Source organism: Corynebacterium sp. 22-2729 (assembly GCF_053479475.1).
On sequence record NZ_JBRBCA010000003.1, the window covers coordinates 182,315 to 208,534 of the forward strand.

A 26,220-nucleotide genomic window follows, 5' to 3' on the forward strand; every position below is an offset into this window, starting at 1 on the left:
AAGTGCATAATTCGTTGAGTGAATGTTTATCGCAGAAACGCTCAATGGAGAAGCGATAGAACACAGGTTGACGCAGCGACCCCGGAGTTCTTCCCGCGTTTTATCGGCACCATCCTGTGCGCCTATGCCCTGATAGCACTGGTGCTCAGCATATCCACGGCAGCGCGCGTGCACGTCCGCCACCTGCTGGTGGTGATGGACAACGTCTTTCTCCCCGTACCGGTGCCCTCCGTCGCATGGTCCGCCGCACTATTGGTGCTGGGAGTCGGGCTATACAAAGCAAAGCGCGCTGCCTGGGTGGTGGCGGTTGCCGCGCTGCTGGTTCTCAACGTTAGTAACGTCATCCTCCTGTGCCTGCCGCAGTACTTCGACGAAGGCCCGCAGTGGGCGCACTCGCTGTTTATTACTGGCATGGGCGTGCAGCTCCTGCTGTTAATTTTGATGCTGCGGCAGCGCAGGGACTTCTACACTCACACCGTGAAGGGAGCAATCCTCACTGCGTTTCTGGTGTGGCTTGGAGGCACCGTTGCGGTTTTCCTTATTGCCCTGGTGCTGGTGCACTTCTTCCACGGCGACCTAGCACCGGAATGGAGCACACTGTGGGCTTTGAACCACTCCGCCGGTTTCTCCCTGTTTAACCACACCTACGTAGTCGGGCATCCGCCGAAGTTCGTGAGCTTCCTCGTTTCCGCCCTCGCGGCACTGGTGTTGCTGGTGGCTGGGCTGCTGTTGCTGCGCTCGCACCGTGACGAGTTCGGTATCAGCGCCGAGGATGAAAAAGCCATACGCGCCCTCATTCGACGCTTCAACGCCAACGACTCCCTGGCATACTTCGCTACCCGGCGCGATAAGTCAGTTGTGTATGAGCCTAAAGGCCGGGCAGCGGTGACGTACCGCATCGAGGCTGGCGTCTGCCTGGCGTCAGCTGACCCGATTGGCGATCCCAGGTACTGGGATGAGGCAATCGTCGCCTGGTTGGAACGCGCACGGTCATTTGGATGGGTGCCCGCTGTGATGGGGGCGTCCGAACCAGGAACGAGAGCCTACGAAAGACACGGGCTGAGCTCGATCCACCTGGGGGACGAGGCCGTCATCGATACACAGCACTTCCACCTATCCGAACTGCGTGAGGTTCGGCAAGCGCGGGCGCACGCGCACAAGGCTGGGGTGCGCGTGCGGATTCGCCGCCACGGCGAGCTCAGCGCCGAAGAGATGCAGCACGTCGAAGAACTTGCCGACAAATGGCGCGACACCACCGACGAACGTGGTTTCTCTATGGCGCTGGGAAGGTTAGGCGATCCGCAGGATAAAGACTGCCTGCTGGCCGAAGCGCTGGTGGGCGAAGAAACAGTGGCGGTGCTTTCGTTCATCCCGTGGGGTCTAAGCGGTGCCTCGCTGGACCTTATGCGCCGCAGTCCTAAGGCACCGAATGGCACGGTCGAGGCAATGATCGTCGCGTTGTGTACAGAGGCGAACCTGCAGAAGCTCTCTCTTAACTTTGCTGTTTTCCGCGAGCTGTTCGCCAGCGAAGATGCCGTGGCCGTGGGGCCGATTCGCAGGCAAGCGCGCCGGGTGCTGTCGTATTTGTCGAAGTGGTGGCAGATGGAAACGCTGTACCGCTCTAACCAGAAATACAAGCCCGTCTGGATTCCACGTTATGTGTGTTATCCGGATTCGCTGTCGATGGCGCGCGTCGGTTTCGCCTCCGGCATTGCCGAGGGCTTCGTGCCGACGGTGGGTGCGCTTTTTAGCCGCTCTGAAGAGACACACCGTGAGCAGGCGGCCACCGGTCAACCTGAGGCAGCACAGGCGCTGAACTACGTGGAGCAGCTCACGGATGCCAATAAAAAGTCCGCCAGTGAGCAAACTGCGGTGCGTATCAGGAAGGCCATGGCGTTGCGGGAGGCAGGCGCGGAGCCGTGGCCTGTCGCGGAGCGGGCCGATGATGGTTCTGCCCTTGCCCTTACTCAGTGTGTCGAGGTTGCCGAAGGTAGTGACGCCACCGCTGCCGGGGAATTGCGGGTGGCAGGAAGGATCGTGGCGAAGCGCGACTTCGGTGCGCTGACATTTATCGACCTACGTGATGCGTCGGGGAAGTGCCAGATGATTGTGGAGGCGCCGGAGGAGACACTCAGCGCACGTGTCCGGGCACTGGATCTAGGCGACCTGATTGCGGCGACGGGTACTCGCGGGCAGTCGCGTTCCGGTGAGCCCTCGCTGCTGGTGCACAGTATCGACATTGAGGCAAAGGGGCTGCACCCCTTGCAGCGCCGGGGCGCTGGCATTGTGGAGGTCAATGAGCGTCTGCGTGCTCGCAGCGTGGTGAATGCCGCGATCCGCAGTACCTTGGATGAGCTGGGTTTTGTGGAGGTGGAAACACCGATCCTGCAGCGTGTCCACGGTGGCGCCAATGCGCGGCCTTTTAAGACCCGTAGTAATGCGGCCAACCAGGATCTTTATCTGCGCATTGCACCGGAGTTGTACTTGAAGCGGTTGCTGACCCAGGGGGCGGAGCGGGTATACGAGCTGGGACGCGTGTTCCGTAACGAAGGGGTGGATGCAACGCACAACCCGGAGTTCACCACGGTGGAGGCGTATGAGGCGCACGGTGACTATGAGACGATGCGGGTGGTGGCTCAGCGAATCATCCAAGCCGCCGCGACTGCCTACCGGGGCGAGCCAGTGGTGATGGATCCGCAGGGCAATGAGGTGAGTATCGCTGGGGACTTCCCAGTGAAGACCGTCTACGGGGCCATTAGCGAAAAAGTCGGCCAGGCTGTCACCCCGGATACTGAGTTCGAGACGCTGTTGGAGCTTTGTGCGGCCCATGGCATTGCCACCCAACCGGGGTGGGATGCAGGCGAGATTGTGCAGGAAATCTATGAACAGCTGGTGGAGTGCACAACCACTACGCCGACGTTTTACACGGATTTTCCGACGAGCGTATCCCCATTGACTCGCCAGCACCGCAGCCAGCCTGGCGTGGCCGAGCGCTGGGATTTGGTGGCCTGGGGAGTGGAACTTGGCACAGCGTATTCGGAGCTCACCGACCCGCTGGAACAACGCGATCGCCTGGAAGCTCAGTCATTGAAGGCAGCAGGTGGCGACCCAGAGGCGATGGAAGTCGATGAGGCCTTCCTGGATGCTCTAGAAAACGGCATGCCACCAACTGGTGGCCTGGGCCTGGGCGTGGACCGGCTTATCATGCTGCTGACCGGCCGCCCGATCCGCGGAGTGCTTAGCTTTCCAGCCCACCCCGGCGGACAATAAACGGAAAGGCTAGTTTGAGGCCGGATCGCCAGGTCTTGAAGTTATGCCCGCCATCGACCTCGCTGTAGCTCACTTTCATTCCAGCGTTCACTGCCACTTTGTGAAGGTGCTTGAGGTCGCTGGTGGCCTCCGAGTCGGCGCGCCCGGCAATAAACATGCCCGCGGTGCGCGGGTACTTGTGTTTCTTCATGAGGTCCTCGGGGTTGTGCGCCTTGAACTTCACTTCCGATCCACCGAAGAAGTCCTGCACAGTGGAGTCGTGTCCGATCCCGTCGTCGGGAGTCCTCTCGCCGGAGATGTCGACGAAACTACCGTAGACATCCGGGTGGTTTGTTATGACCTGCAATGAGCAGGTTCCCCCGTAGGAAAGCCCACCGAGGGTCCAGGTGTGCTGGTCGGGATTGGGGGAGAGGTTCTGTTGGATCCAGTGGGGCAGATCCTCCGTCAGGTAGGTTTGCACTTTGCCCTTGTTCGAGTCGGTGCACACTGGATTTTCCCATGTCCCACCCGTCGCATCGGCAGAAATGATGATCGGTGCCACACCATCGTGCTGCTGTTGATATTTGCGGGCGACGGTGTTGGCGTCACCGGTGTCGAACCATTGGTCGGGATCCCCTGGAATGCCCGCCAACAGCACGAGCACAGGCAGTTGCGGCCGCGGGGAGCTGAACCAGGCTGGTGGCAGATAGACGCGCATGTCGCGTGCGTGAAACTGAGATTTTTCCTTCGGCGCCGAGACTTTGAGCATGCTGCCCTCCCTAGGGAGGTTGTCATGCCGTGCCTTGAGCCAGTCCTTCAGCGGGATTGACTGCGCTTTCGGGAGTTCGTCCACGCTATTAAAGGTTCGCAGCTCGACTGGGTCTACCTCTCCGACGTCCGGATAGAGTTCATAGGACTGATTTGCCACTGCCGCGCCGCCGACGGCGAGTACCGCGACGAGCAGTAGCGTCCAGATCTTTTTTATTGACGCCTTTACGCACCATGCGGCCATGTTTCCAGCAAGGATGATGGTGGCTGCGCCTAGCACGAGGCGTATTCCGATTTCTGACCACGGAGTGGTGGTGCCCCACAGCAACGCCGCGAGACCGCCACAGGTCAGAACTACGGTCACGATAATGGACCAGATAATTGCCCTCTTGCGACGTCCCGGGGGATCGTCGGGAAGCGAAAAGTGAAGCGCAATGAGGGTACTGAGAATCAGGAACCAAGTGACTACTTCCGGCCAGGTTCCGGTGAGGGGGATGCTGCGAACATACTCAGGCACGAAGTCACATCTTAGACCGAAAGTGGAAAAACAAGATATGAGTCGGCATCGATGCTGAAGTTCTGATTCACTGGAGGCTATGAATACTGTTGTGATGTGGGTCCTTATTGGACTTTTGGTTCTTGCCATTATCGTGGCGATTCTCGTTGTTCTGGGGCTACGCCGGAAGAAGGCGAAGCAGGTCTCCTTTGAAAAGAAGGAGGAGATCGAGCAGAAGAAGCCAAGCAGCGGCGATTACAAGGCGCAGGGTGGCTTCAACTTCACCGCTGGTGGTGGGGAAGCCAAGCAGCCGGAGAAGCAGCCGGAGTTGCGGCCTGACCAGGAGCTGAAGCAGTCGGCACCAACTCCGGAACCAACCCCAGAACCTGAGCCAACCCCAGAACCGGAAGCTCCGAAGTCGGTGCCCACCCCGGCACCTGTGGCAGAACCTGAGCCAACCGAAGAGCCGGAGCCTTCTAAGGAACCAGAACCCACTGAGGAACCAGTAGAAACGCCCGAGCCGGAACCGGTGCCAGAACCGGAGCCGGTGGAAGAAACCACACCAGAAGAACCCGCACCAGCGGAGCAACGCGAGGAGATCGCCCCAGTGCAGGGGCGCCTGGGCAAGCTGCGTGGCCGCATGTCCAAGTCCCAGAACGTCATCGGTCGTGGCGTGCTGGGTATCTTGAGCGCCGGTGACCTAGACGAAGACGCATGGGAGGAAATTGAAGACACCCTCCTTATGGCCGACTTGGGTACCCCGACGACCATGAAGGTTGTTGACGACCTCCGCGAGCGCATCGCAATCAATGGCGTATCCAGCGAGCAGGAAGCTCGCGCCATGCTCCGCGAAGCGCTCATTGATGCCTGTAAGCCGGACATGGATCGTTCCATTAAGGCCATGCCCTACGACGGCAAACCAGCTGTGATCATGGTGGTGGGCGTCAACGGAACTGGCAAGACCACCACCACAGGCAAGCTGTCGCGTGTGCTCATCGGTATGGGACACAAGGTGCTTCTGGGTGCGGCCGATACGTTCCGTGCGGCTGCAGCTGATCAGCTAGAGACGTGGGGGCGTCGAGTAGGGGCAGAAACAGTCCGTGGCGCCGAGGGCGCAGACCCCGCATCCGTGGCCTTCGACGCAGTGGCGAAGGGCATCGACGCGGGCGTAGACGTCGTACTTGTCGATACCGCAGGTCGTCTGCACACCAGCGTTGGCCTGATGGATCAACTGGGCAAGGTCAAGCGCGTTGTGGAAAAAAAGGCCAAGGTCGACGAAGTACTGCTGGTGCTGGATGCAACTGTCGGCCAGAACGGCCTCATGCAGGCGCGCACGTTCCGCGAGGTTGTGGACATCTCCGGCGTGGTTCTCACCAAGCTCGACGGCACTGCCAAGGGCGGCATTGTCTTCCAGGTGCAGGAAGAGCTCGGCGTGCCCGTGAAGATGGTGGGTCTCGGCGAGGGCGCGGACGACCTTGCCCCCTTCGAAGTGGAAGGCTTCGTGGACGCACTCTTGGGCTAGAACCTTTGTGGGCTAGAACCCCGCTGGGGTAGAAAATCCACCCCGCCGGGCAGCTTCCATACAAAAAATTTTTTAAGTCAACCCCGCATGTGTGACGCGTGCGGGGTTGATTGCGTTTTTGGGTCAGAAAACCAGTGATCTGCGTCTCAAAGAATTTTTAAGCTACCGAATGCGTAATCGGGACTGCTTAGTCTTTGCCTCACAAGTGCTGAGACTCACAGATATGGATGAAAACCATGACCCCAGACCAACTTGTACTTTCCTCCGGCAATTCAGCGTGGATGCTCATCAGCGCGTCGCTGGTGCTGCTCATGACCCCCCGGACTCGCATTGTTCTACGGCGGAATGACGGGACGCCGTCAAGTCCTGAACATGATGATGATGTCCTTCGGTGTGATGGCCCTCGTCCCCGTCCTGTACGTACTGTGGGGCTGGTCTATGTCCTACGCGGGCGAGGACATCGCGGGGTTGTTCGGTAACCCCTTCACCGCATTCGGACTTTCTGGCCAATTTTTTGACGCCGCGGGCCAGCCCATCGAAGGTGCGAACGGCTACCCGAATGCCATCGACATTGGCTTCCAAGTAACCTTCGCCATCATTTCCACTGCAATCATCTCCGGTGCGCTAGCGGGGCGCGTGAAGTTCGCCGCTTGGTTGGCCTTCGCAGGCGCCTGGGTCACGTTGGTGTATTTCCCTCTGGCCCACATGGTGTGGGGCGGTGGCCTGCTTGGCGATGGTGAGCGTTCCATCGCCGCATGGATGTTCGGTACGACCGAAGGGGAGGCCACTATCGCCCCGATCGACTTCGCCGGTGGCACTGTGGTGCACATTTCCGCGGGTACGGCAGCGTTCGTCCTGGCGCTGATCGTCGGCAAACGAGCCGGTTTCCCAACGAAGGTGGGGCGCCCTCACAATCTGCCGATGGTGATGCTCGGCACGGCGCTGCTGTGGTTCGGATGGTACGGCTTCAACGGAGGCTCGGCGTTCGCCGCGGATGGTATTGCGGGGATTTCCTGGGTGAACACTACTGTCGCAGCCTCAGCTGCGATGCTCGGATGGATGTGCTGTGAGACGATCCGCGACCGCGCCGCAACGTCGCTAGGCATTGCCTCTGGCGCCGTCGCAGGGTTAGTCTCGATCACCCCGGCAGCGGGAACGTTGACGCCGCTGACCTCCATCATTCTCGGATTCGTAGGTGGCGTCATCGCATGTATGGCTATTGGGCTTAAATACCGCTTCGGGTACGACGATTCCCTCGACGTCGTCGGCGTACACCTAGCCGCTGGACTGTGGGGAACCGTTGGGTTGGCACTATTGTCCAAGGACAATGGGCTGCTCACCGGCGGTGGAAAGGATGGCCTCAAGCTACTGGCTGTGCAGATCGTGATCGCTGTCGTGGCGATGGTAGTTTCCAGTGTGATTACGTATCTGCTGGCGCTGCTTATTAAGGCCACCATCGGCTGGAGGGTCGACGACGGAGATGAGGATACGGGCATCGACTTGGTGGAGCACCGCGAGTCCGCCTACGACCTCAAAGTTACATCCAGTTCGCACATCCGTAGCCTGTACAACGCCCAGCACAAGGGAGAAGAAGAATGAAACTCATCACCGCAGTGATTAAGCCTTTCACCCTGCCTGATATCCGGCAGGCACTCGAGTCCATTGAAATCCACGGGTTGACCGTCAGCGAAACTCAAGGCTTTGGCCGTCAGCGTGGACACAGCGAGGTATATCGCGGCGCCGAGTTTGCGTCGGACTTCGTGCCGAAAGTCAAGCTAGAGATCGTCGCGGCAGACGCGTCAGTGGACCGCATCGTCGACGCGATCGTCGGCGCGGCCTGCACCGGAAAAATTGGCGATGGCAAGATCTGGGTCACACCGGTGGACGAGGTGATCCGCGTACGCACCGGCGAGCGCGGGGAGGCCGCACTGTAACATGGCCGGCTGAATGTGACTGTTCCGTTGGCCACTGGCTAAGCTGGGGGAGTTAAAAGCCATCCTTCGACACCTACAAGGGAGCACTCACTAGTGTTTGAGTCTTTGTCAGACCGCTTGCAATCTGCCATGAAGGGCCTTCGTGGCAAGGGCAAGTTGTCCGAGGCTGATATCAATGCCACCGCTCGCGAGATCCGCCTTGCGCTGTTGGAGGCAGACGTATCCCTACCGGTGGTGCGTGCCTTCATTAAGCGCATTAAGGAACGCGCCGCGGGGGCAGAGGTATCCGAGGCTCTTAACCCCGCCCAGCAGGTCATCAAGATCGTCAACGAGGAGCTCAAGGAGATCCTAGGCGGCGAAACCCGCCGCTTAAACCTGGCCAAGCACCCGCCGACAGTCATTATGCTGGCCGGTCTGCAGGGCGCTGGTAAGACGACCCTGGCCGGTAAGCTAGCTCTGCACCTAGCCAAGCAGGGCCACACTCCGATGCTTGTGGCTTGTGACCTGCAGCGTCCAGGTGCGGTGCAGCAGCTGCAGATCGTCGGTGAGCGCGCCGGAGTAAAGACTTTCGCACCGGATCCGGGAACCAGCTTGGATTCCCATGAGCACGAGATGGGCACCAGCCACGGCGATCCCGTCGACGTTGCCCAGCGCGGTATCGAAGAGGCTTATCGCAGCCAGCACGACATCGTCATCATCGATACCGCGGGTCGCTTGGGCATTGACGAGGAGCTCATGCGCCAGGCGCGCAACATTCGCGATGCGGTGGAGCCCGACGAGGTGCTCTTTGTTATTGACGCCATGATCGGCCAGGATGCCGTTACTACGGCCGAGGCGTTCCGCGATGGCGTGGATTTCACGGGTGTCGTCCTGACGAAGCTGGATGGTGACGCCCGCGGTGGTGCTGCGCTGTCGATCCGTGAGGTCACCGGCAAGCCGATCCTGTTCGCCTCCACGGGTGAGAAGCTGGAAGACTTCGACATCTTCCACCCGGACCGCATGGCTAACCGCATCCTCGGCATGGGCGATGTACTGACCCTTATCGAGCAGGCCGAGCAGGTTCTGGATGCCGAGAAGGCCGAAGATTCTGCCATGCGCATGGCCTCCGGCGACCTGACGCTGGAGGACTTCCTCGAGCAGATGCTGATGGTTCGCAAGATGGGTCCCTTGGGCAACATCCTGAAGATGATGCCCGGTGGCTCCCAGATGTCGAAGATGGCCGACATGGTGGACGAAAAAGAGCTGGATCGCATCCAGGCCATCATCCGCGGCATGACGCCGGCAGAGCGCCAAGACCCGAAGATTCTGAACGCGTCCCGCCGCAAGCGCATCGCCAATGGTTCCGGCGTCAGCGTCTCCGACGTAAACAAGCTGGTGGAGCGCTTCTTTGAGGCCAAGAAGATGATGGGCAAGATGGCCGGCCAGTTCGGCCTGGGTGGACGCTCGGCTACCAAGAAACAGAAGGTTCACCGCAAGGGCAAAAAGGGCAAGAACGCCAAAAAGAAGAAGCAGAACATGCGCAAGGGCATGGGCGGCGGAATGCCTGGAATGCCGGGAATGGGTGGAATGCCGGGTATGGGTGGCGGCATGCCCAGCATGAAGGATCTGGAAAAGATGCAGGAGCAGCTGCCCCCAGGCTTCGAGGGGATCGATCTGTCGAAGATGAACTTCCCCAAGAAGTAGCGGTTCATTAGCCCGGTGGGATATCGCCTAAGTCGGTAACTTGGGCTACATGGAATTTGAGCTTCATTTCATCCGGCCCCCTTCGCGCATCGCCAACAACCACGAAGTTCAGGCGGCGTTGTTGCAGGACGCAGATCTCGAGGAACTGCGACGCACGCCGGATCCAGCAATGAAGCACTTTGCCCAGGATTTGGGGGACATCCTGGAAGCAGACTTCCCAGCCCGCCGGGTGATCAGCGCCACCGTAGATACCGAACATCCATTCGCGGTACACGACATTCGACTCGCAGCGGTTAAGCACCGCGTAAATGCTTATGTGGGTACCAGAGATCTTCTCGTCGACGCCAGCGGTATCAACGGTGCAATTGCTCCAGAGTTTTATCTGACGAACTCCCTGGGCACGGTGTGGACTCAGATCAGCGAGCACACCGTGGATCGTGCTTTCGCAGATGCGTTGCGTGCCAGCACCACCGAGGGGGTATGGGTGAGAGTCACCAGTTATGGGCCCCGCCCCGATGAATTCGGGCATTCGATGCGTTTTCACCTGCTGGAAAACGGCGAGATCGAAGTGGTATGGGCAAAAACCAGCAGTGAGCTTGTTGATGTGCAATGGCGTCGGGCTGGCGGGTATGTGGATGCGCGCGCGATGCTCCTCGCCTTCGCGGATCGCTGCCCGACAATTCTCCAGCATTACTGGTCGGTTCCTTCGCAGCGATTGAGGAGTGTGCTGAGACCTGAACTATGTATTGCGACATGCGACCTTAAGCAGCGCATGCAATACAGACTGCGACGGCTCGGGGCATTCCGCGATCTTCCCGAAAAATCCATGCTGTGTCTTCATGACCAGCCCGAGTTTTCGCTGGAGCTGGGAAGAGCCCCTGAAGGAAAATGGCGTGCGGCTCTGAAACGGTCTACGTCAGGTGGCTTGGAAAAGACCTTTGATAACTTCGAAACTTTGTTGGAGATCGCGGAGGCCTATACCCGCAATGAGCGAGGCACGTTCCTTGACTACTTTCCAGAGACCGCCGAGATACCTGAACCGCCGATGCACATTGTGAGTGCGGTGGTTCTTCCAGAACGTGATGAGCCGTGGACCAACTCCTCAGTCTGCAGAATCCATGAGTTTGCGATGAGCCGTAGCTTTCAAGCTGTCGGCTCCGTGGAGAGTTTTCTGCAGGAGATAATGCGGGACTTTGCTTCGTGGTTTGAAGTCATCGACCCAGAAACTGCAGAGCGTGGGCAGATCATGATGAAGGTTCCACAAGAGGAATCGGCTCGTACCTTCGACCTGCTGACGGCCGTCGCCATGCGGCACGGTGTTTCTCTGGTTGTTGATGGGAATTGGGTATTGCTCAATCCGTCCGGACGGCGCGGTGAAGGGGAGTGGCGAAGTACAGCAGAACTTTTCGGGTCGAGCCAGTGCCGAAACCGATGGGAAATCGCCACACTGCAGGCGATGGAAGAAGCAATGACACTGAGCTACTCGGATTGGCAACTGCGGCTAACCTACACATCCGAAGAACACCCTGGGTGTCGGCAAATTCTCATTGTTGAGCCGGACAGCCAGATTCTCGACAACTTCAGCATTAAGGCCTATACATCCGAGATTGTAGAGGAAGGGCGTTTTCATGGCTGGTCTTTGAAGGAAGCTAAAAAGCTGTCGCAAGGACAAGTCCTCGACCTTTTCGAGCAGGTAGCGAAGCAACCGCTAGAGCTTGACGAGTTCATTGACTGGGACATACATTCCGGGGATATAAGGAGTGCTAGTAACCTTCCATTCGATATCAGCACACCGACCCTAAAACCCCCCATCCGCTTGGATGACCGAAAGTTCTCTCAGTCGCTTAAAGAGTTTGCGTCTAATGACCCAGGCGGCTGGATCGAGATAACGGATGTGCGCACTCCCGGTGACTTCCTAAGGATCGAGCATGCCGATAACCCCGGCTGGGTCATGACGACATGGGGTTACAACCACGGCGAAACCGAACGCGGCGCTGTCTATGCCAGCGATGTCGACGAGACCACCAAGATCTACAAGGAGTTCGTCGGTGATCACTGGACAATGCTGGAAAAGAGGCAAATTCGGGTAGAGCCTAGGAGGGCACAAACCCCGCTTTTTATCTATGTTCCCAGGACCCAGACAAACAGGAATCACCACGAGCTTGTCCAAGAGTTCAATGCCAACGATCAAATGGATCTACGTGTTCCGCCATCAGAGATGGAGGACATTTGCCGAGACCTCGAAGAGCTCTTTAAACAGAAGTTTGTGCCACAGCTACGATTAGAGGTTCTGGTAGATCCGCTTGATACGGAACGTATCCGAGGCATCTGCAAAATCGCATTGAAGCACCATGCGCTTGTATTCGATGCCGATGGAGGACTACTTGCTAATGGTGTCGGCTCCGACATTCAGGTCGGAAGTGGAGCAAGATTGACGAACTCGCTCGGCAGTTACTGGCGTGAGGTTTCGCCAAGAACCTTGGACATAGCTTTTGAAGATGCCCTGCGGAGCCCCCATCTGAATGACGCATGGCTGAGAGTTGAAATCGGGCGGAGTTTCTTCCGTCCTAGTCAAGCGTTGTCCGCCCAGCTCCAGCACGACGGCAGTTGGTTGCTAAAGTGGCAGTTTGCGAAGCCCGTCCTTGGCGACCCTAAAAAGAACCTCGAGCTTCGTGCCCGGAACTTTGACGAAGCACAAGAGTTGTTGCTCGCATTCGCGGATCGCAGCCCATACCTTGGTCAGCTCCCGTGGCGTGAGGACGAAGCAGTAGGCGCGATGGAGAAAGTAACTCTAGAAAAGCGACAGGCTTTGCCGCTTCGCCGCTTCGACGCCGTGATCGAACTTCCGCGGGGAACCATGATGCCACTGCAGGATAAGCCTAGGGAGCGCTTGACATTCGGCCAAACCCATCAGGGTCAATGGCTCGCCACATTGAGCCGGGACAACGGTTTTGTTGCGACTCGAACATTCACTAGTGGACAGGAAACAGTCGAGTTTGCCCGTTGGTACGTGGCTGCCGATGCAGCCGCAGTGAATAGTGCCTTCCAGGCATTCGTGCCGTCCATGGAGGAGCGTTTTGCTCCGCAAGGCGTGGCTGAGGTGAGCCTCTTGGTGCTACCGGAACGCGAAGCACCCTGGGCAAATTCGACCGTTTTGCACTTTCAGAGGTGGCTAGCGCAGAACAATCATTTAACGTCCGGCGACATGGAGGCATTTGTCTATGCCCTGCAGGCAGAGCGGTCCGACAGCGTGCGATTCTCAGGGCCGCAGGGCGCCGCTTTAGAGTCGTTTGCCGTGACGCGCGTGTGGGTGGAGCGGGCGGTGTTTGTCGGAACCTTTGCCACGATTCTGCACCTTGCAATGAAGTACGGGATATCCGTCGTTCTTAACGGCAGGCATGTCTTCTTGAATCGTGCCCGAACCGGGACAGATTCCTTGGAATACTGCATCATGATGAAATCGAACCACAGCTCCGTTACCCAGATTTGGGTAGAACCATCGGGTGCGGCGTTCGCGGAAGCAGTAGAGAACCTGGCAATCGACGAAGTGGTGGAGGTGAGCAAGCACATCCAAATGGCGGCAGGAACGCCAGCTGTAGAGGCCAATGCCACGCTACAAGAATTTAACCTTACCGTGAAGAACAAAAGACGAGGGTACTTGCTGTCTTATGAGGTGCCGGGTGGAATGAACTACGCGGTGAATGGTCTGACGGATGGAGAGACTTGTGCGGCCTTTGAGATCTTTATCCAAGCGCCGTCGGCACTTCTAGGCTCTGTGAAATGGCATGGCTTTGGCCAATCCCCGGTACCGTGGCAGGGGAACACGCGTTTCGAAATGCAGTCGAACCTCTTCGAGCCGGTTCCCCTTGGTCCAGAGAACCTTCACGTTCTGCGGGCTGTGAAGCTGCGAAAGAACGGCGATTTTATCCAGGTGCTCGATTCGCAGGTAGAGGGCGATTACATTCGGGTTTACAACGACGGTGGAAGGTTTCGTACCAGCTTTATTGTCGGATGGGGCCACGATTTCGGACAGATCGAAAACTTTCAGCGGAAGACCAAGAGCCTCGACGAAGCACTGAGACTGGTCGAGCACTATGTCGCTGGAGATCGCCGGGAATTTGTCGCACTCGGCTGGAAGAAACAGACAGTGAAGGGGCACTAGACGGATTTGGTTCCAGTCGGTAACCGCTACTACACTTATCCAGGTTGTCTGTGTAACACTGTCCCCGACCACGGTCGGCCGGTGGTCACGCGCAGCAAAAATACCAAGGGTTGAACCGGCTCCGTTGACATTGACGGAGTGTCTGAACTGCCCAGTGACCAACTAGAAGAAAAGGAGCCATCACATGGCCGTCAAGATTAAGCTGCAGCGCCTGGGTAAGATCCGTACCCCGGAGTACCGCGTCGTTGTTCAGGATTCCCGCACCAAGCGTTCCGGCAAGGTTATTGAGAACCTGGGCATCTACCAGCCGACCCAGGAGCCTTCCCTGATCCGCATCGACTCTGAGCGTGCACAGTACTGGCTGGGCGTTGGTGCTCAGCCGACCGAGCCTGTTCTGGCTCTGCTGAAGGTCACCGGTGATTGGCAGAAGTTCAAGGGCATCGAGGGTGCAGAGGGCACCCTGAAGGTGGCCGAGGAGAAGAAGTCCAAGCTGGATCTGTTCAACGAGGCTCTGGCTGAGGCTGCCGATGGCCCGACCGCAGAGGCTATCACCGAGAAGAAGCGCAAGGCTAAGGAAGAAGCAGAGGCCAAGGCTGCTGCCGAGGCTGCCGCTGCTGAAGAGGCTGCTGCTAAGGAAGCTGAGGAGGCCGAGAAGGCTGAGGCTGAGGCTGCTGACTCCGAGGGCGAAGCTGAGGCTGAGTCCGCAGAGTAAAAGCGCAGGCGATTCTGCCGCCAATCGCTTTTCACCCCAGGTATGAGCATTCATTGCTCGCCTGGGGTTTTCTCTTGGGCTTTTCTTTGATCTTGGCCGAAGGTAGTGCCCCCATAACTACCGCTTGAATGTGTTGTCGGTCATGGGGAGTAGACTTAATGACTGTCATCACAGAAACGGCTGCAAGCCCGGATGTGGAGTTTTCGCTAGAGGCAAAGAAGGCATCCCTCAATGAACGTCGAAGAAACCGTCAGTGGTTACTACCAGCAGATCATCCAGCGCAACGCTGGTGAACCCGAATTTCACCAGGCTGTCGCAGAGGTGCTGGACAGCCTGACGTACGTGCTGAAGAAGGACGAGCACTACGCTGACTACGCGCTGATTGAGCGCATGTGCGAGCCAGAGCGCCAGGTCATCTTCCGCGTGCCGTGGATCACCGACGAGGGTGAAGTTCGCGTGAACCGTGGCTTCCGCGTGCAGTTCAACTCCGTGCTGGGGCCCTACAAGGGCGGCCTGCGGTTTCACCCGTCTGTAAACCTGGGCATCATCAAGTTCCTGGGATTCGAGCAAATCTTTAAGAACTCCCTCACCGGACTGCCCATCGGTGGCGGCAAGGGCGGTTCCGACTTCGACCCGAAGGGAAAGTCGAACCGTGAGATCATGTCGTTCTGCCAGTCCTTTATGACGGAGTTGCACAATCATATCGGCGAAGAAGTGGACGTTCCTGCCGGCGATATCGGCGTGGGCGGCCGGGAAATCGGCTACCTGTTTGGCCAATACCGTCGCATGACGAACCGTCACGAGTCCGGCGTACTCACCGGCAAGGGGCTGACTTGGGGTGGATCCCTCGTGCGTACTGAAGCTACCGGCTTCGGCACCGTGTACTTCACTCAGGAGATGATGGGGGCTCACGGTGATCGCTTCGACGGTGCGAAGGTGATTGTTTCCGGTTCCGGTAATGTTGCGATCTACGCAGCTCAGAAGGCTCAGGAGCTTGGTGCGACCGTCGTGGCGATGTCCGATTCCTCTGGATATGTATTCACCCCGGAGGGCGTGGACATCGAGCTGCTGAAGGACGTGAAGGAGGTTCGTCGCGCCCGCTTGTCCGATTACGCCAAGGAGACCGATGGCGTGACCTACCACGCTGGCGGCAATATCTGGGAGGTCGAGGCAGACGTAGCCCTACCATGTGCTACCCAGAATGAGCTGGACGGTGAAGCCGCAAAGATACTGGCGGACAACGGCTGCCGCTATGTTGCCGAGGGCGCAAACATGCCCTGCACTCCGGAAGCCATTGAGGTATTCCGCAAGCGCAAGATCTTCTTTGCCCCGGGCAAGGCAGCCAACGCTGGTGGTGTCGCAACCTCCGCACTGGAGATGCAGCAGAACGCCTCCCGCGATTCCTGGAGTTTCGACTACACGGATAAGCGACTGCGCGACATCATGCGCGGCATCTTCAAGTCCTGCGACATCACAGCCAAGGAATACGACAAGGAAGACGACTACATCATCGGCGCTAACATTGCCGGCTTCCGTAAGGTGGCAGACGCTATGCTCGCCCAGGGCGTCATCTAGCCAATGGAGCTGCAGATCGGTCGGGTAATTAAACCCCATGGCGTGCGTGGAGAGGTCGTTGTCGATCCCACGACGGACACCCCGGAGCAGCGTTTCGCCACCGGCGAGGTTCTCACAGGTAAGCAGGCGGGTAAGGAGCTGAAGCTCACCGTGCGCGCCTATCGCCCTCACCAGGGGCGCCTCCTGGTCACGTTTGAGGAGATCACTGACCGCACCACCGCCGAATCGCTACGCGGCGTACGCTTCTTTGCCGCTCCGATCCACGATGAGGATGATGACGGTTTCTACGACCACGAACTCGAGGGTTTGATCGCCTATCTTCTCGTGCCCGGCACGGATGCTGAAGGAGACGAGATCGAGCTCGGGGATCTGGTCGGCGAGGTCGTCGGCGTCGAGCACACCCCAGCCGGGCAGTTGCTCGCTATTCTTATTGACGCCGAATCCCAGCTGCCCACAGCTGGAAAGCAAGTACTAGTGCCCTTCCGTCATGAGATCGTCCCGGTGGTGGATCTGGAAGAAGAAGTAATCGTACTGACCCCGCCAGAGGGGCTTTTGGAGCTGAGTTAGCTGTGCGCCTGGATGTTGTAACGATCTTCCCCGAGTATCTCGAACCTCTGCGCCATGCTCTGCTGGGCAAGGCCATCGAGCAGGGAATCTTAAGCGTCGGCGTGCACAACCTGCGGGCCTGGACCAACGACGTACACCAGTCGGTGGATTCCACCCCCTGCGGCGGTGGTCCGGGCATGGTGATGAAGCCCGAGGTGTGGGGGCCAGCACTTGATGATGTGGCGGCGGGAACTGGTCCGGCAGCTGCCACAGCCGACCTGGAAACCTCTGCGGAACACAAACGCAACCTGCTGCCCGCAACCCCCGAGACCGATGCTGGGGTGGCAGGAGGGGGAACAGGTGGCGTCACAAAACCGCTGCTTATTGTGCCCACACCGGCAGGGCGACCGTTTACCCAAGACATGGCTGAACGGTGGAGTAGGGAAGAGCATGTCGTGTTTGCCTGCGGCCGCTATGAGGGCATTGACCAGCGCGTAGTGGAGGATGCACAGAACCGCTATCGCGTGGAGGAAGTCAGCATCGGTGACTATGTACTGATTGGCGGCGAGGTAGCGGTGCTCGTCATGGCGGAAGCCATGGTGAGGCTGATCCCTGGCGTGTTGGGTAACCAAGCTAGCCACCAGGAGGATTCCTTCCAAGATGGTCTCTTAGAAGGGCCTAGCTACACCCGCCCCAGGCAGTGGCGTGGGCTGGACGTGCCCGACGTATTGTTTAGTGGCAACCATGCCAAGATCGCCCAATGGCGCCGAGAGCAATCCCTCGCCAGGACTAAAAAAATACGCCCTGACCTGCTGGGTAGCGTGGAGCTATCCGAAGCAGACCGGGCGTACCTTGACGGCCTAGAAGGCTAAACGCTCCTAGTGGTCAGCGCCGGGGATGGCGTTGACGTGGTCGCGAACCTCTTCGCCTTCCGCGTACAGCGGCATGTCCTGCTTGGCGCGGTAGAAGGGAGCGTCGATCGGATCCAGTGGCTTTTCACCCTTGATCAGGTCGGCAGCCTTTTCCGCCAACATGACGACAGGAGCGTAGATGTTGCCGTTGGTAATGATCGGCATGACCGATGCATCGGCAATGTACAGGCCGTCAACGCCGTGCACCTGCATGGTCTCCGGGTCGACAACGGCCATCTCGTCGTCTGCCGGGCCCATCTTGGCGGTACAGGAGGGGTGCAGGGCAGTCTCTGCGTCATTGCGAACCCACTCCAGGATCTCCTCATCGGTCTGCACAGCAGCGCCGGGGGAGATCTCGCCGTCGGTGAACTCCTTCATTGCCGGGGTATCAAGCAGCTTGCGGGAGGTACGCACTGCCTCGACCCACTCGCGGCGATCTTGCTCGGTGGCCAGGTAGTTAAACAGGATCTCCGGCTTTTCCTTCGGGTCATTGGACTTGATGTGTACGTGCCCCAGGGTATCGGAGTACATCGGGCCGACGTGGAACTGGAAGCCGTGCTCGCCTTCCGGCTGGGAGCCGTCGTAGCGGATCGCCATCGGCAGGAAGTGGAACATCAGATTCGGGTAGGCCTCGTCGTCGTTGGAGCGGGCGAAGCCACCGGCCTCGAAGTGGGAAGAAGCAACCGGGCCACGGTGGGTCAGCAGCCACTGCAGACCGATGAACGGGCGGTTGATCATCTTGTAGTAGGGCTGGGAGCTGACCGGCTGGGTGCAGTTGTACTGCACGTAGACCTCGAGGTGGTCTTGCAGGTTGTTACCCACACCGGGCAGGTGCTTCTTGACCTCGACTCCTGCCTTCTCCAGCACTGCGCGGTCGCCGATGCCGGATAGCTCCAGTAGCTGCGGGGTGTTGAAGGCGCCGCCGCAAAGGATGACCTTGTCGGCGAAGACACGGTGGGTCTGACCCTTCCACTGGTATTCCACGCCCACGGCCTTGCCGTTTTCAATGATTACTTGGGTGGTGAATGCGCGGGTGCGCACGTCGAGGTTCTTGCGGTTCATTACCGGGTGCAGGTACGCACGAGCCGCGGAGAGGCGCTTGCCCTCGAAGATGTTGCGGTCGAAGGGTGCGAAGCCCTCCTGTCGGTAGCCATTTACATCGTTGGTCAGGTTGTAGCCGGCTTCCTGGACGGACTTAAAGAAGGCCTGGAATAGTGGGCTGGTTGCCGGGCCACGGGTCAGCTTCAGCGGACCGTTGTGGCCACGACGTGGGTCATCAGGGTCAGCGGCCAGCGCGGTTTCCATCTTGTTGAAGTAGGGCAGAACGTGGCTCCAGCCCCAGTTGGACATGCCTGGCAGGTTGCCCCACTTTTCGTAATCCATCGGGTTGCCGCGCTGGAAGATCATGCCGTTGATGGAGGAGGAGCCACCCAGCACCTTGCCGCGGGCGTGGTAGATACGGCGACCGTTCATCTCTGGCTCCGGCTCGGACTCGTACTCCCAGTCGTAGTGCTTGTCGCCGATAGGGAAGGAGAATGCGGCGGGCATATGGATGAACAGATCCCACAGGGAGTCGGGGCGTCCGGCCTCTAGAACCATGACGTCCTTGGTGGAGTCTTCGGAAAGTCGGTTGGCCAAAACCGAACCTGCGGATCCGCCGCCGACGATGACAGTATCGCGACGACGATCTTCGACGACCTGGCCTTCGGTGTCGTTCTTCTTACCTGGAATCAGCTTGTCGATGAAGCCCATCTTTTCACTTACCTCCTAGTTAAATGACTGAACAAAATCTAGTATGCCAGTTTCTTAATAGGATTTCTAGGTAGCAGGTAAAACCTAATTTTGGCATACCTCGCTAGTGAGGTGAGAATGGCACCTATATGAGGGGTTCGGCTGGCATATTAGAAATAGCTGTGTAGTCTAGAAAATTGTATTTCTTAGAAAATGAACTCCCTTTGGCGGGAAGTAATCGAGGAGAATTACATGACCAATTCCGACAACGACTCCCGGCCCGAATCGACTGACGGTGCCACAAGCACCGGGCCGCCTGCACAAAACGACCTCAAAGCCCGGCGCATCGTGGGAAGGAAGAAGGCCTCCGGTCCGCGTGTCATTGTCGGCTCTTTTGATGTTAATGACCGCGATAGCTATTCGCCCGGTGAAGTAACGCCCCCTAAGACCAATTGGCCTGTGTTCATCATCTCCGCCTTGGGCATCCTCGCAGTTGCGCTCTATGCCTTCGTGGGGCGGGAGCAAGCCAAGGACACTTTGGCGTCGGTGACTGGCTGGATCTCCACCAACCTCGGCTGGTTTTACATCGTCACCGCAACAGTCGCTGTGATCTTCGTCCTCGTGGTCGCCTTTTCCAAGTCCGGTTCGATCCGCCTTGGGCCAGACCACTCTCGCCCGCAATTCCGCCTATTCTCCTGGTCGGCGATGCTCTTCGCCGCTGGTATCGGTGTAGACCTGATGTTTTTCGCCGTAGCCGAGCCTGTCACTCAGTACATGGCTCCGCCCGTCGGCGATGGACAAACCCGGGAAGCTGCCGAGCAAGCCGTCGTGTGGGCTCTCTTCCACTACGGCATCACCGGTTGGGCTCTCTACGCCCTGATGGGCATGGCCTTCGGCTACTACGCCTACCGCCTGAACATGCCTCTAGCTATCCGTAGCGCCCTGTACCCGTTGATCGGCAAGCGCATCCACGGTCCCATCGGAGGTGCGGTGGACATTGCCGCAGTTCTGGGCACCGTCTTCGGCATCGCCGCCTCTCTCGGTATCGGCGTGGTGCAGCTGACCTATGGCCTGCACCTCATCTTCGGCTGGGACGAAGGTGTCGCCGTACAATCCGGCCTGATCATTTTCGCCGTCGGCGTGGCCACTCTCTCTGCGGTCTCTGGCGTGGACAAGGGCATCAAGCGACTGAGCGAAATCAATGTGTTGCTCGCCATTGGCTTGGTCGTTTACGTCACGGTGACCGGCCAGACTGCCTTCCTTCTTGACGCCCTCGTCATGAATATCGGTGACTATGTCTCGTCATTCCCAGGCATGACCATGGACACGTTTGCTTTCTCCGAGGATCCGGAATCCACCAAGGCCTGGATGGGCGCCTGGACCCTGTTCTTCTGGGCTTGGTGGGTGGCATGGGCTCCCTTTGTCGGTCTATTCCTGGCCCGCATCTCCCGTGGCCGCACCCTGCGACAGTTCGTCGTCGGCGTGCTGACCATTCCCTTCCTGTTCATCCTGCTGTGGATGAGCCTGTTTGGTAATACCGCTTTGCGTCGCGTTATCAGCGGAGATATGGACTTCGCCAACAACACGATGGAGTATCCGGAACAAGGTTTCTATGCCTTGCTGCAGGACATGGGTGGCGGCACGGTACTGATCGTTCTCTCCACACTGATCGGCCTGCTGCTGTACATCACCTCTGCCGACTCCGGCGCTCTAGTGACCGCCAACTTCACCTCCAAGATCGAAGATTCCCGCCAGGACGGGGCGAAGTGGTCCCGCATTTTCTGGGCTGTATTGGTCGGTGTACTGACGCTTGTCATGTTGCAAGTTAATGGCGTCCAAACAGTGCAGTACGCAACCATCGTGATGGGACTTCCGTTCACCATCGTGATCTACCTCATCATGCTTGGACTATGGCGCTCGCTGCGCCTGGAGAGCTACGCGACAGAAGCCCGCAGTGTTTCCCTGCACAGCGCCATGTCCGGCCGCTCGAGTGGATCTGGGGACAATCAGTCTTGGCGCAAGCGCCTCTCGCGAGCCTCCACGTGGCCCAGCGCTTCCAAGGCCAATGAATATCTGGTCAACGTCGCCCAGCCCGCTTTGGCATCCGTCGCCCGCGAACTGAATGACAAGGGAATCGAGACTACGCTGGTGGCTGCCGAAGTGCCCAACCTGCCGGTAAACCAGCTGGATCTCACCCTGCACCTGGGCGAAGAACAAGATTTCCGCTACCAGATCTACCCAATGGAACATCCGGTGCCGAGCTTTACTCGCAACACTAGCAATGGGGAGAACTACTACCGCTTGGAGGTCTTCGATAACACGGGCTCCCTCGGCTACGACATCTACGGTTATACGACCGAGCAACTGATCGATAACGTCCTGGATCTTTACGAGCGTCACCTAGAGTTCCTGCACATGCAGCGCGACTTGCCAGGTACCTCGGACATGTCCGACGGTGCCGACCCCGTGCGTGCCTGGACCGAAGACTAAAACCTTTCACTCGACCGCAAGAACAATCGGAAAGCGAGAACCTCAAATATGAACGCTGCACTCTTCGACCCGACTACCTGCGATCTGCTGGCCGGGGTACACCACAATGAAGGCGCCCCCGCTTCGCTGTTTATCAACGGCAAGTGGGTGCCAGCCAACAACGGTGAGACCCGCACCATCATCAACCCCGCTGATAACACCACGGTAGGAGTGGTCTCCGAGGCCTCCGACGAAGATACGAACAAGGCCATCGCTGCCGCCCGCGCTGCCTTCGATTCCGGCGTATGGGCCGATGTTCCCGCTGTCGAGCGTGGCAAGTTGCTGCTGAAGGTCGCTGAGAAGATCCGCGAGAACAAAGATGATTTCGCTCGTGCAGAAGCGGCCGACACCGGAAAGCGCTTGGCCGAAGCAGAGATCGACATGGATGACATTGCCAACTCTTTTGAATTCTTTGGCACTCTCGTCCAGCACCAGGCGGGTCGTGTGGTCGATCCGGGTGATGCGAATGTTCGCTCTCGTATCGACGCCGAGCCCGTCGGCGTGTGCGGCTTGATCACCCCGTGGAACTATCCACTGCTGCAGGTGGCCTGGAAGGTTGCACCGGCATTGGCGGCGGGTAACTCCTTTGTGCTGAAGCAGGCGGAACTGACGCCACACACCGCGATGATGCTGATGACAGTTCTGAATCAGGTGGGACTGCCCGCAGGCGTGGCGAACCTGATCACCGGCGCGGGCGCCAATTGCGGCAACCCCCTCTCGCAAAGCCCGGACGTGGACATGGTCAGCTTCACCGGTGGCCTTGTTACCGGCAAGCTAATCGCCCGGAATGCGGCGGAGACCGTCAAGCGCGTGGCTTTGGAGCTGGGCGGCAAGAACCCGAATGTCATTTTTGCCGACTCAGACTTCGACGCGGCAGTGGATAACGCGCTCAACGGTGCATTCGTGCACTCGGGCCAGGTGTGCTCCGCGGGTTCTCGCATCGTGGTGGAGGAGTCCATCCACGACGAATTCGTCAAGGCACTCGTGGCCAAGGCTGAGCAGATCAAGATCGGTGGCCCGCTGGATGAGGCTGCCGAGACCGGCGCCTTGATTTCTGCCGACCACCGGGACAAGGTCGCCGCTTACGTCGATCATGCACGTGAGCAGGGCGCCAACATTCTCTGCGGTGGCCGAATCCCGACTGCTGAGGACAACGAGGGTAGCCACGCGACGGGCAACACCGACCTGACCAAGGGCGTGTTCTACCTGCCGACGATCATTGATGGCTGCACTCAGGAGATGGACTGCGTTCACGATGAAGCCTTCGGCCCCACCGTGACCATCGAGACCTTCACCACTGAGGACGAGGCCGTCGCCATTGCCAATGACACGGAGTACGGCCTGGCTGGGGCCGTGTGGACCACGGATGGCGGAAAGGCTGAACGGGTCGCGCGCAAGCTGCGTCACGGTACCATTTGGATTAATGATTTCCACCCCTACCTGCCCCAGGCAGAGTGGGGCGGAATGAAGCAGTCCGGCAATGGCCGAGAACTTGGCCCCACCGGACTGGCCGAGTACCAAGAGCACAAGCATGTTTACACGAACATCGCCCCGGCGGTAACGGGGTGGTTCAAAGGATAGGTACTGCAGCCGGAGCTGACTGAGTTCACCAACGACGCCCCGGAGTGGGGCGAGGACTTCGGCAAGCAGTAGCCCCTCTAGAATGTGGGGAATGACCGATAGCATCGCTAGCAGCATTGCCCACGAACTTGGGGTGGAAGTTTCTCGCGTCCAAGCGACCATCGATTTGCTCGACGGTGGGGCGACCGTGCCTTTCATCGCCCGCTACCGTAAGGAGATCACCGGTGGCATGGATGATGGCCAGTTGCGCCAGCTAGAGCAGCGCCTCGATTACCTGCGCGAGCTGGCCGCGCGCAAGGAAACAATCCTGAAGAGCATTGACGAGCAGGGCAAGCTGACCGATGAGCTGCGGCAAAAAATTTTGGAAGTGGACACGAAGGCAAGGCTCGAGGACCTCTACCTGCCGTTCAAGAAGTCCCGTCGCACCAAGGCTGCCATCGCGCGAGAGGCGGGGCTCGGGGAACTGGTCGAAAAGCTCCTCGCCGGCGGTAGTCCCGAACTGGCGGAAAGCTATGTTCAAGAAGGTTTTGTTGACGCCGCCGCAGTGATGGCGGGCGCCAGAGCCATCGTGGTTGAGGACATTTCCACCGACGCCGATGTGGTGGGGGAGATTCGCGAGGAGTACTTCCGCCGGGGCCGCGCCGAATCCGCGGTCATCGAGGGCAAGGAGGAGGAAGGCCAGAAGTACCGCGATTACTTTGAGTTCAATGAGCCTTTCGGGGATTTGCCAAGCCACCGCGTGCTAGCACTGCTGCGCGGCGAAAACGAGGGCGTGCTGCGTGTTAACTTCGCCCCGGGGGAGAGTGACGAGTTCTACCAGGGAATCATCGCTGACCGCACCGGGTTGGGGTCGCAGGGGGACGCGGCGGATAAGTTCCGTGCCGAGTGTGTTCGCTTCGGCTGGCGCACCAAGCTGGCCGTGAGCTCTGCGGTGGATGCGCGGATGCGCCTTAAGGAAAAAGCAGACGAAGCTGCAGTCAATGTCTTTTCCAAGAACCTGAAGGATCTGCTCTTGGCGGCACCGGCTGGCCACCGCGCGACCTTAGGGCTGGATCCGGGCTATCGCAATGGAGTGAAATGCGCCGTCGTGGACAGCACCGGCAAGGTTTTGGATACGGTTGTGGTCTATCCACACTCCGGACAGTGGGATAAAGCTCGCACCATTTTGAGCGCCCTCGTGAACAAGCACGGCGTGGAACTGCTAGCCGTGGGCAACGGCACCGCCAGCCGCGAAACCGAGAAATTGGCAAAGGAAATTGCCGGGCTGGCCGAGGGGACGAAGCCCCAGACGGTCGTCATTTCCGAAGCCGGCGCATCGGTGTACTCCGCCTCAGAGGTGGCCGCACAGGAGTTCCCCGATATGGATGTCTCCCTCCGTGGGGCTGTCTCCATCGCTCGACGTCTGCAGGATCCCTTGGCGGAATTGGTGAAGATCGACCCGAAGTCGATCGGTGTCGGCCAGTACCAGCACGATGTGAACCAGGCTCTGCTCGCCGCCGGGTTGGATAGCGTGGTGGAGGATGCAGTGAACTCCGTGGGTGTGGATGTCAACCTCGCCAGCGCCCCGTTGCTCAGCCGAGTCGCAGGTGTTACGCCCACATTGGCCGAAAATATTGTGGCCTACAGGGACGAAAACGGGGCGTTTAAGTCCCGCAAGGAGTTGCTGAAGGTTCCCCGTCTGGGGCCGAAGGCTTTCGAACAGGCCGCGGGCTTCCTCCGCATCAATGGTGCGGCTGATCCGCTGGATGGGTCGGCAGTCCACCCAGAGGCTTATCCATTGGTTCGGCGCATTGTTGAATCCACGGGCGTGCAGGTGCCACAGCTTGTGGGCAACACCGCCGTGCTAGGCAAACTGCGCGCCAAAGACTTCGCCGATGACACATTCGGAATTCCCACAATCACGGACGTTTTAGCGGAATTGGACAAGCCCGGGCGCGATCCACGCCCGACGTTTAAGACCGCCACGCTGGCCGAAGGGATTGAGACCATCAAGGATCTACGCCCCGGCATGGTGCTGGAAGGCACCGTGACGAATGTTGCCGCCTTCGGTGCATTCGTGGATGTCGGCGTCCACCAAGATGGCCTTGTCCACGTCTCCGCAATGAGCAATCAATTCGTCAAGGATCCACACGACGTGGTGAGCTCTGGCGAGGTTGTAAAGGTGCGCGTGGTCGACGTGGATGTGCCCCGCAACCGCATCGGGCTTTCCCTACGCTTGCAGGATGAGCCAAAGGCCAGCGGCAAGCAGGGCAGAAAGAAGCGCCGGCCACAGGGCAGCATGGCCGCTGCACTAAAAAACGCCGGATTTGGTAAACGCCGCTGACCGATGGCATACTACTCAAGTTAATTTCTGTTGTGGGTACGAACCCGTAGGCGCGTGGAACAAGCGAAAAGCCGCGAGGATCCTCTATCCAGACGAGCAAAAGGATTTTATCCATGCACATTCTTGACAAGGTTGACGCAGCTCAGCTGCGCGATGACATTCCTGATTTCCGCCCTGGCGACACCCTGGACGTTCACGTCAAGGTTATCGAGGGCAGCAAGTCCCGTCTGCAGGTTTTCCGTGGCGTTGTAATCCGTCGTCAGAACTCCGGCATCCGCGAGACCTTCACCATCCGCAAGATCTCCTTCGGCATTGGTGTGGAGCGTACCTTCCCGGTTCACTCCCCGAACATCGACCACATCGACGTTCTGTCCCGCGGTAAGGTTCGCCGTGCGAAGCTGTACTACCTGCGCGAGCGTCGCGGCAAGGCAGCCCGCATCAAGGAGCGCCGCTAGTACTTACCCCCTAAGTGCTAACTACCCAGCCACAGTTTCGTGG

The 26,220-nt window shown here is 58.9% G+C and carries 15 protein-coding genes and 1 pseudogene; 14 read left to right on the forward strand and 2 right to left on the reverse strand.

Annotation, left to right across the window (positions count from 1 at the left end; translation table 11 throughout):
- Nucleotides 1-18: 18 nt before the first annotated feature.
- A complete protein-coding gene (gene lysX / locus ACUY2T_RS03475) occupies nt 19-3,270 on the forward strand; it encodes a bifunctional lysylphosphatidylglycerol synthetase/lysine--tRNA ligase LysX (RefSeq protein WP_448307582.1) in 3,252 nt (1,083 codons plus the stop codon).
- On the opposite strand, the gene ACUY2T_RS03480 is transcribed toward lysX, so the two are convergent.
- Nucleotides 3,239-4,534, reverse strand: a complete 1,296-nt coding sequence (locus tag ACUY2T_RS03480) for an alpha/beta hydrolase (protein WP_448307583.1) — start codon at nt 4,532-4,534, stop codon at nt 3,239-3,241. The genes lysX and ACUY2T_RS03480 overlap by 32 nt on opposite strands.
- Before the next feature lie 79 nt (nt 4,535-4,613).
- On the opposite strand from ACUY2T_RS03480, the gene ftsY reads away from it, so the two are divergent.
- The 9 genes and pseudogenes from ftsY (at nt 4,614) to trmD (ending at nt 17,519) form a co-directional block, all read left to right on the forward strand.
- The gene (gene ftsY, locus ACUY2T_RS03485) at nt 4,614-6,035 is read left to right on the forward strand and encodes a signal recognition particle-docking protein FtsY (RefSeq protein WP_448307584.1); all 1,422 of its coding nucleotides are present in this window, start codon (nt 4,614-4,616) and stop codon (nt 6,033-6,035) included.
- Nucleotides 6,036-6,316: 281 nt separating this feature from the next.
- Nucleotides 6,317-7,634: pseudogene (locus tag ACUY2T_RS03490) on the forward strand (ammonium transporter).
- Complete coding sequence (locus tag ACUY2T_RS03495) at nt 7,631-7,969, forward strand: P-II family nitrogen regulator (RefSeq protein ID WP_448307585.1); 339 nt, start codon at nt 7,631-7,633, stop codon at nt 7,967-7,969. Before ACUY2T_RS03490 ends, ACUY2T_RS03495 begins: the two are co-directional and overlap by 4 nt.
- A 93-nt stretch (nt 7,970-8,062) precedes the next feature.
- Nucleotides 8,063-9,652: a signal recognition particle protein gene (gene ffh, locus ACUY2T_RS03500; protein WP_448307586.1), complete on the forward strand. Its 1,590-nt coding sequence runs from the start codon at nt 8,063-8,065 to the stop codon at nt 9,650-9,652.
- Between the two features lie 49 nt (nt 9,653-9,701).
- Nucleotides 9,702-13,814, forward strand: coding sequence for a hypothetical protein (locus ACUY2T_RS03505; RefSeq protein ID WP_448307587.1), 4,113 nt, complete (start codon nt 9,702-9,704; stop codon nt 13,812-13,814).
- Nucleotides 13,815-13,998: 184 nt separating this feature from the next.
- Entirely contained in the window at nt 13,999-14,526 is a 528-nt protein-coding gene (gene rpsP / locus ACUY2T_RS03510; protein WP_448307588.1) for a 30S ribosomal protein S16, read from the forward strand.
- Between the two features lie 231 nt (nt 14,527-14,757).
- The gene (gdhA, locus tag ACUY2T_RS03515; protein ID WP_448307589.1) at nt 14,758-16,101 is read left to right on the forward strand and encodes an NADP-specific glutamate dehydrogenase; all 1,344 of its coding nucleotides are present in this window, start codon (nt 14,758-14,760) and stop codon (nt 16,099-16,101) included.
- Between the two features lie 3 nt (nt 16,102-16,104).
- Nucleotides 16,105-16,668 carry a ribosome maturation factor RimM gene (rimM, locus tag ACUY2T_RS03520; protein ID WP_448307590.1) on the forward strand — a complete coding sequence of 188 codons (564 nt, stop codon included), beginning with the start codon at nt 16,105-16,107 and terminating at the stop codon, nt 16,666-16,668.
- Between the two features lie 2 nt (nt 16,669-16,670).
- The gene (gene trmD / locus ACUY2T_RS03525) at nt 16,671-17,519 is read left to right on the forward strand and encodes a tRNA (guanosine(37)-N1)-methyltransferase TrmD (protein ID WP_293790007.1); all 849 of its coding nucleotides are present in this window, start codon (nt 16,671-16,673) and stop codon (nt 17,517-17,519) included.
- Nucleotides 17,520-17,525: 6 nt separating this feature from the next.
- On the opposite strand, the gene betA is transcribed toward trmD, so the two are convergent.
- A complete protein-coding gene (gene betA, locus ACUY2T_RS03530; protein WP_293790010.1) occupies nt 17,526-19,310 on the reverse strand; it encodes a choline dehydrogenase in 1,785 nt (594 codons plus the stop codon).
- A gap of 231 nt (nt 19,311-19,541) precedes the next feature.
- Between betA and betT the strand changes: the two genes are divergently transcribed.
- The 4 genes from betT (at nt 19,542) to rplS (ending at nt 26,177) form a co-directional block, all read left to right on the forward strand.
- On the forward strand, nt 19,542-21,779 hold the full coding sequence (betT, locus tag ACUY2T_RS03535) for a choline BCCT transporter BetT (RefSeq protein WP_448307591.1): 2,238 nt from the start codon (nt 19,542-19,544) through the stop codon (nt 21,777-21,779).
- A gap of 48 nt (nt 21,780-21,827) precedes the next feature.
- Nucleotides 21,828-23,399, forward strand: coding sequence for an aldehyde dehydrogenase family protein (locus ACUY2T_RS03540; RefSeq protein ID WP_448307592.1), 1,572 nt, complete (start codon nt 21,828-21,830; stop codon nt 23,397-23,399).
- Between the two features lie 91 nt (nt 23,400-23,490).
- A complete protein-coding gene (locus tag ACUY2T_RS03545; RefSeq protein WP_448307593.1) occupies nt 23,491-25,722 on the forward strand; it encodes a Tex family protein in 2,232 nt (743 codons plus the stop codon).
- 113 nt (nt 25,723-25,835) lie between these two features.
- Entirely contained in the window at nt 25,836-26,177 is a 342-nt protein-coding gene (gene rplS / locus ACUY2T_RS03550) for a 50S ribosomal protein L19 (protein WP_293790022.1), read from the forward strand.
- Nucleotides 26,178-26,220: the final 43 nt, after the last annotated feature.

Excerpts from the sequence above, each read along its gene's own strand:
- ACUY2T_RS03505 (WP_448307587.1), top strand. The coding sequence starts at position 9,702 with ATGGAATTTGAGCTTCATTTCATCCGGCCCCCTTCGCGCATCGCCAAC.
- rpsP (WP_448307588.1), top strand. The coding sequence starts at position 13,999 with ATGGCCGTCAAGATTAAGCTGCAGCGCCTGGGTAAGATCCGTACCCCG.
- gdhA (WP_448307589.1), top strand. The coding sequence starts at position 14,758 with ATGAACGTCGAAGAAACCGTCAGTGGTTACTACCAGCAGATCATCCAG.
- betA (WP_293790010.1), bottom strand. The coding sequence starts at position 19,310 with ATGGGCTTCATCGACAAGCTGATTCCAGGTAAGAAGAACGACACCGAA.
- rplS (WP_293790022.1), top strand. The coding sequence starts at position 25,836 with ATGCACATTCTTGACAAGGTTGACGCAGCTCAGCTGCGCGATGACATT.
- rimM (WP_448307590.1), top strand. The coding sequence starts at position 16,105 with ATGGAGCTGCAGATCGGTCGGGTAATTAAACCCCATGGCGTGCGTGGA.
- ACUY2T_RS03540 (WP_448307592.1), top strand. The coding sequence starts at position 21,828 with ATGAACGCTGCACTCTTCGACCCGACTACCTGCGATCTGCTGGCCGGG.
- ftsY (WP_448307584.1), top strand. The coding sequence starts at position 4,614 with ATGAATACTGTTGTGATGTGGGTCCTTATTGGACTTTTGGTTCTTGCC.
- betT (WP_448307591.1), top strand. The coding sequence starts at position 19,542 with ATGACCAATTCCGACAACGACTCCCGGCCCGAATCGACTGACGGTGCC.
- ACUY2T_RS03495 (WP_448307585.1), top strand. The coding sequence starts at position 7,631 with ATGAAACTCATCACCGCAGTGATTAAGCCTTTCACCCTGCCTGATATC.
- ACUY2T_RS03545 (WP_448307593.1), top strand. The coding sequence starts at position 23,491 with ATGACCGATAGCATCGCTAGCAGCATTGCCCACGAACTTGGGGTGGAA.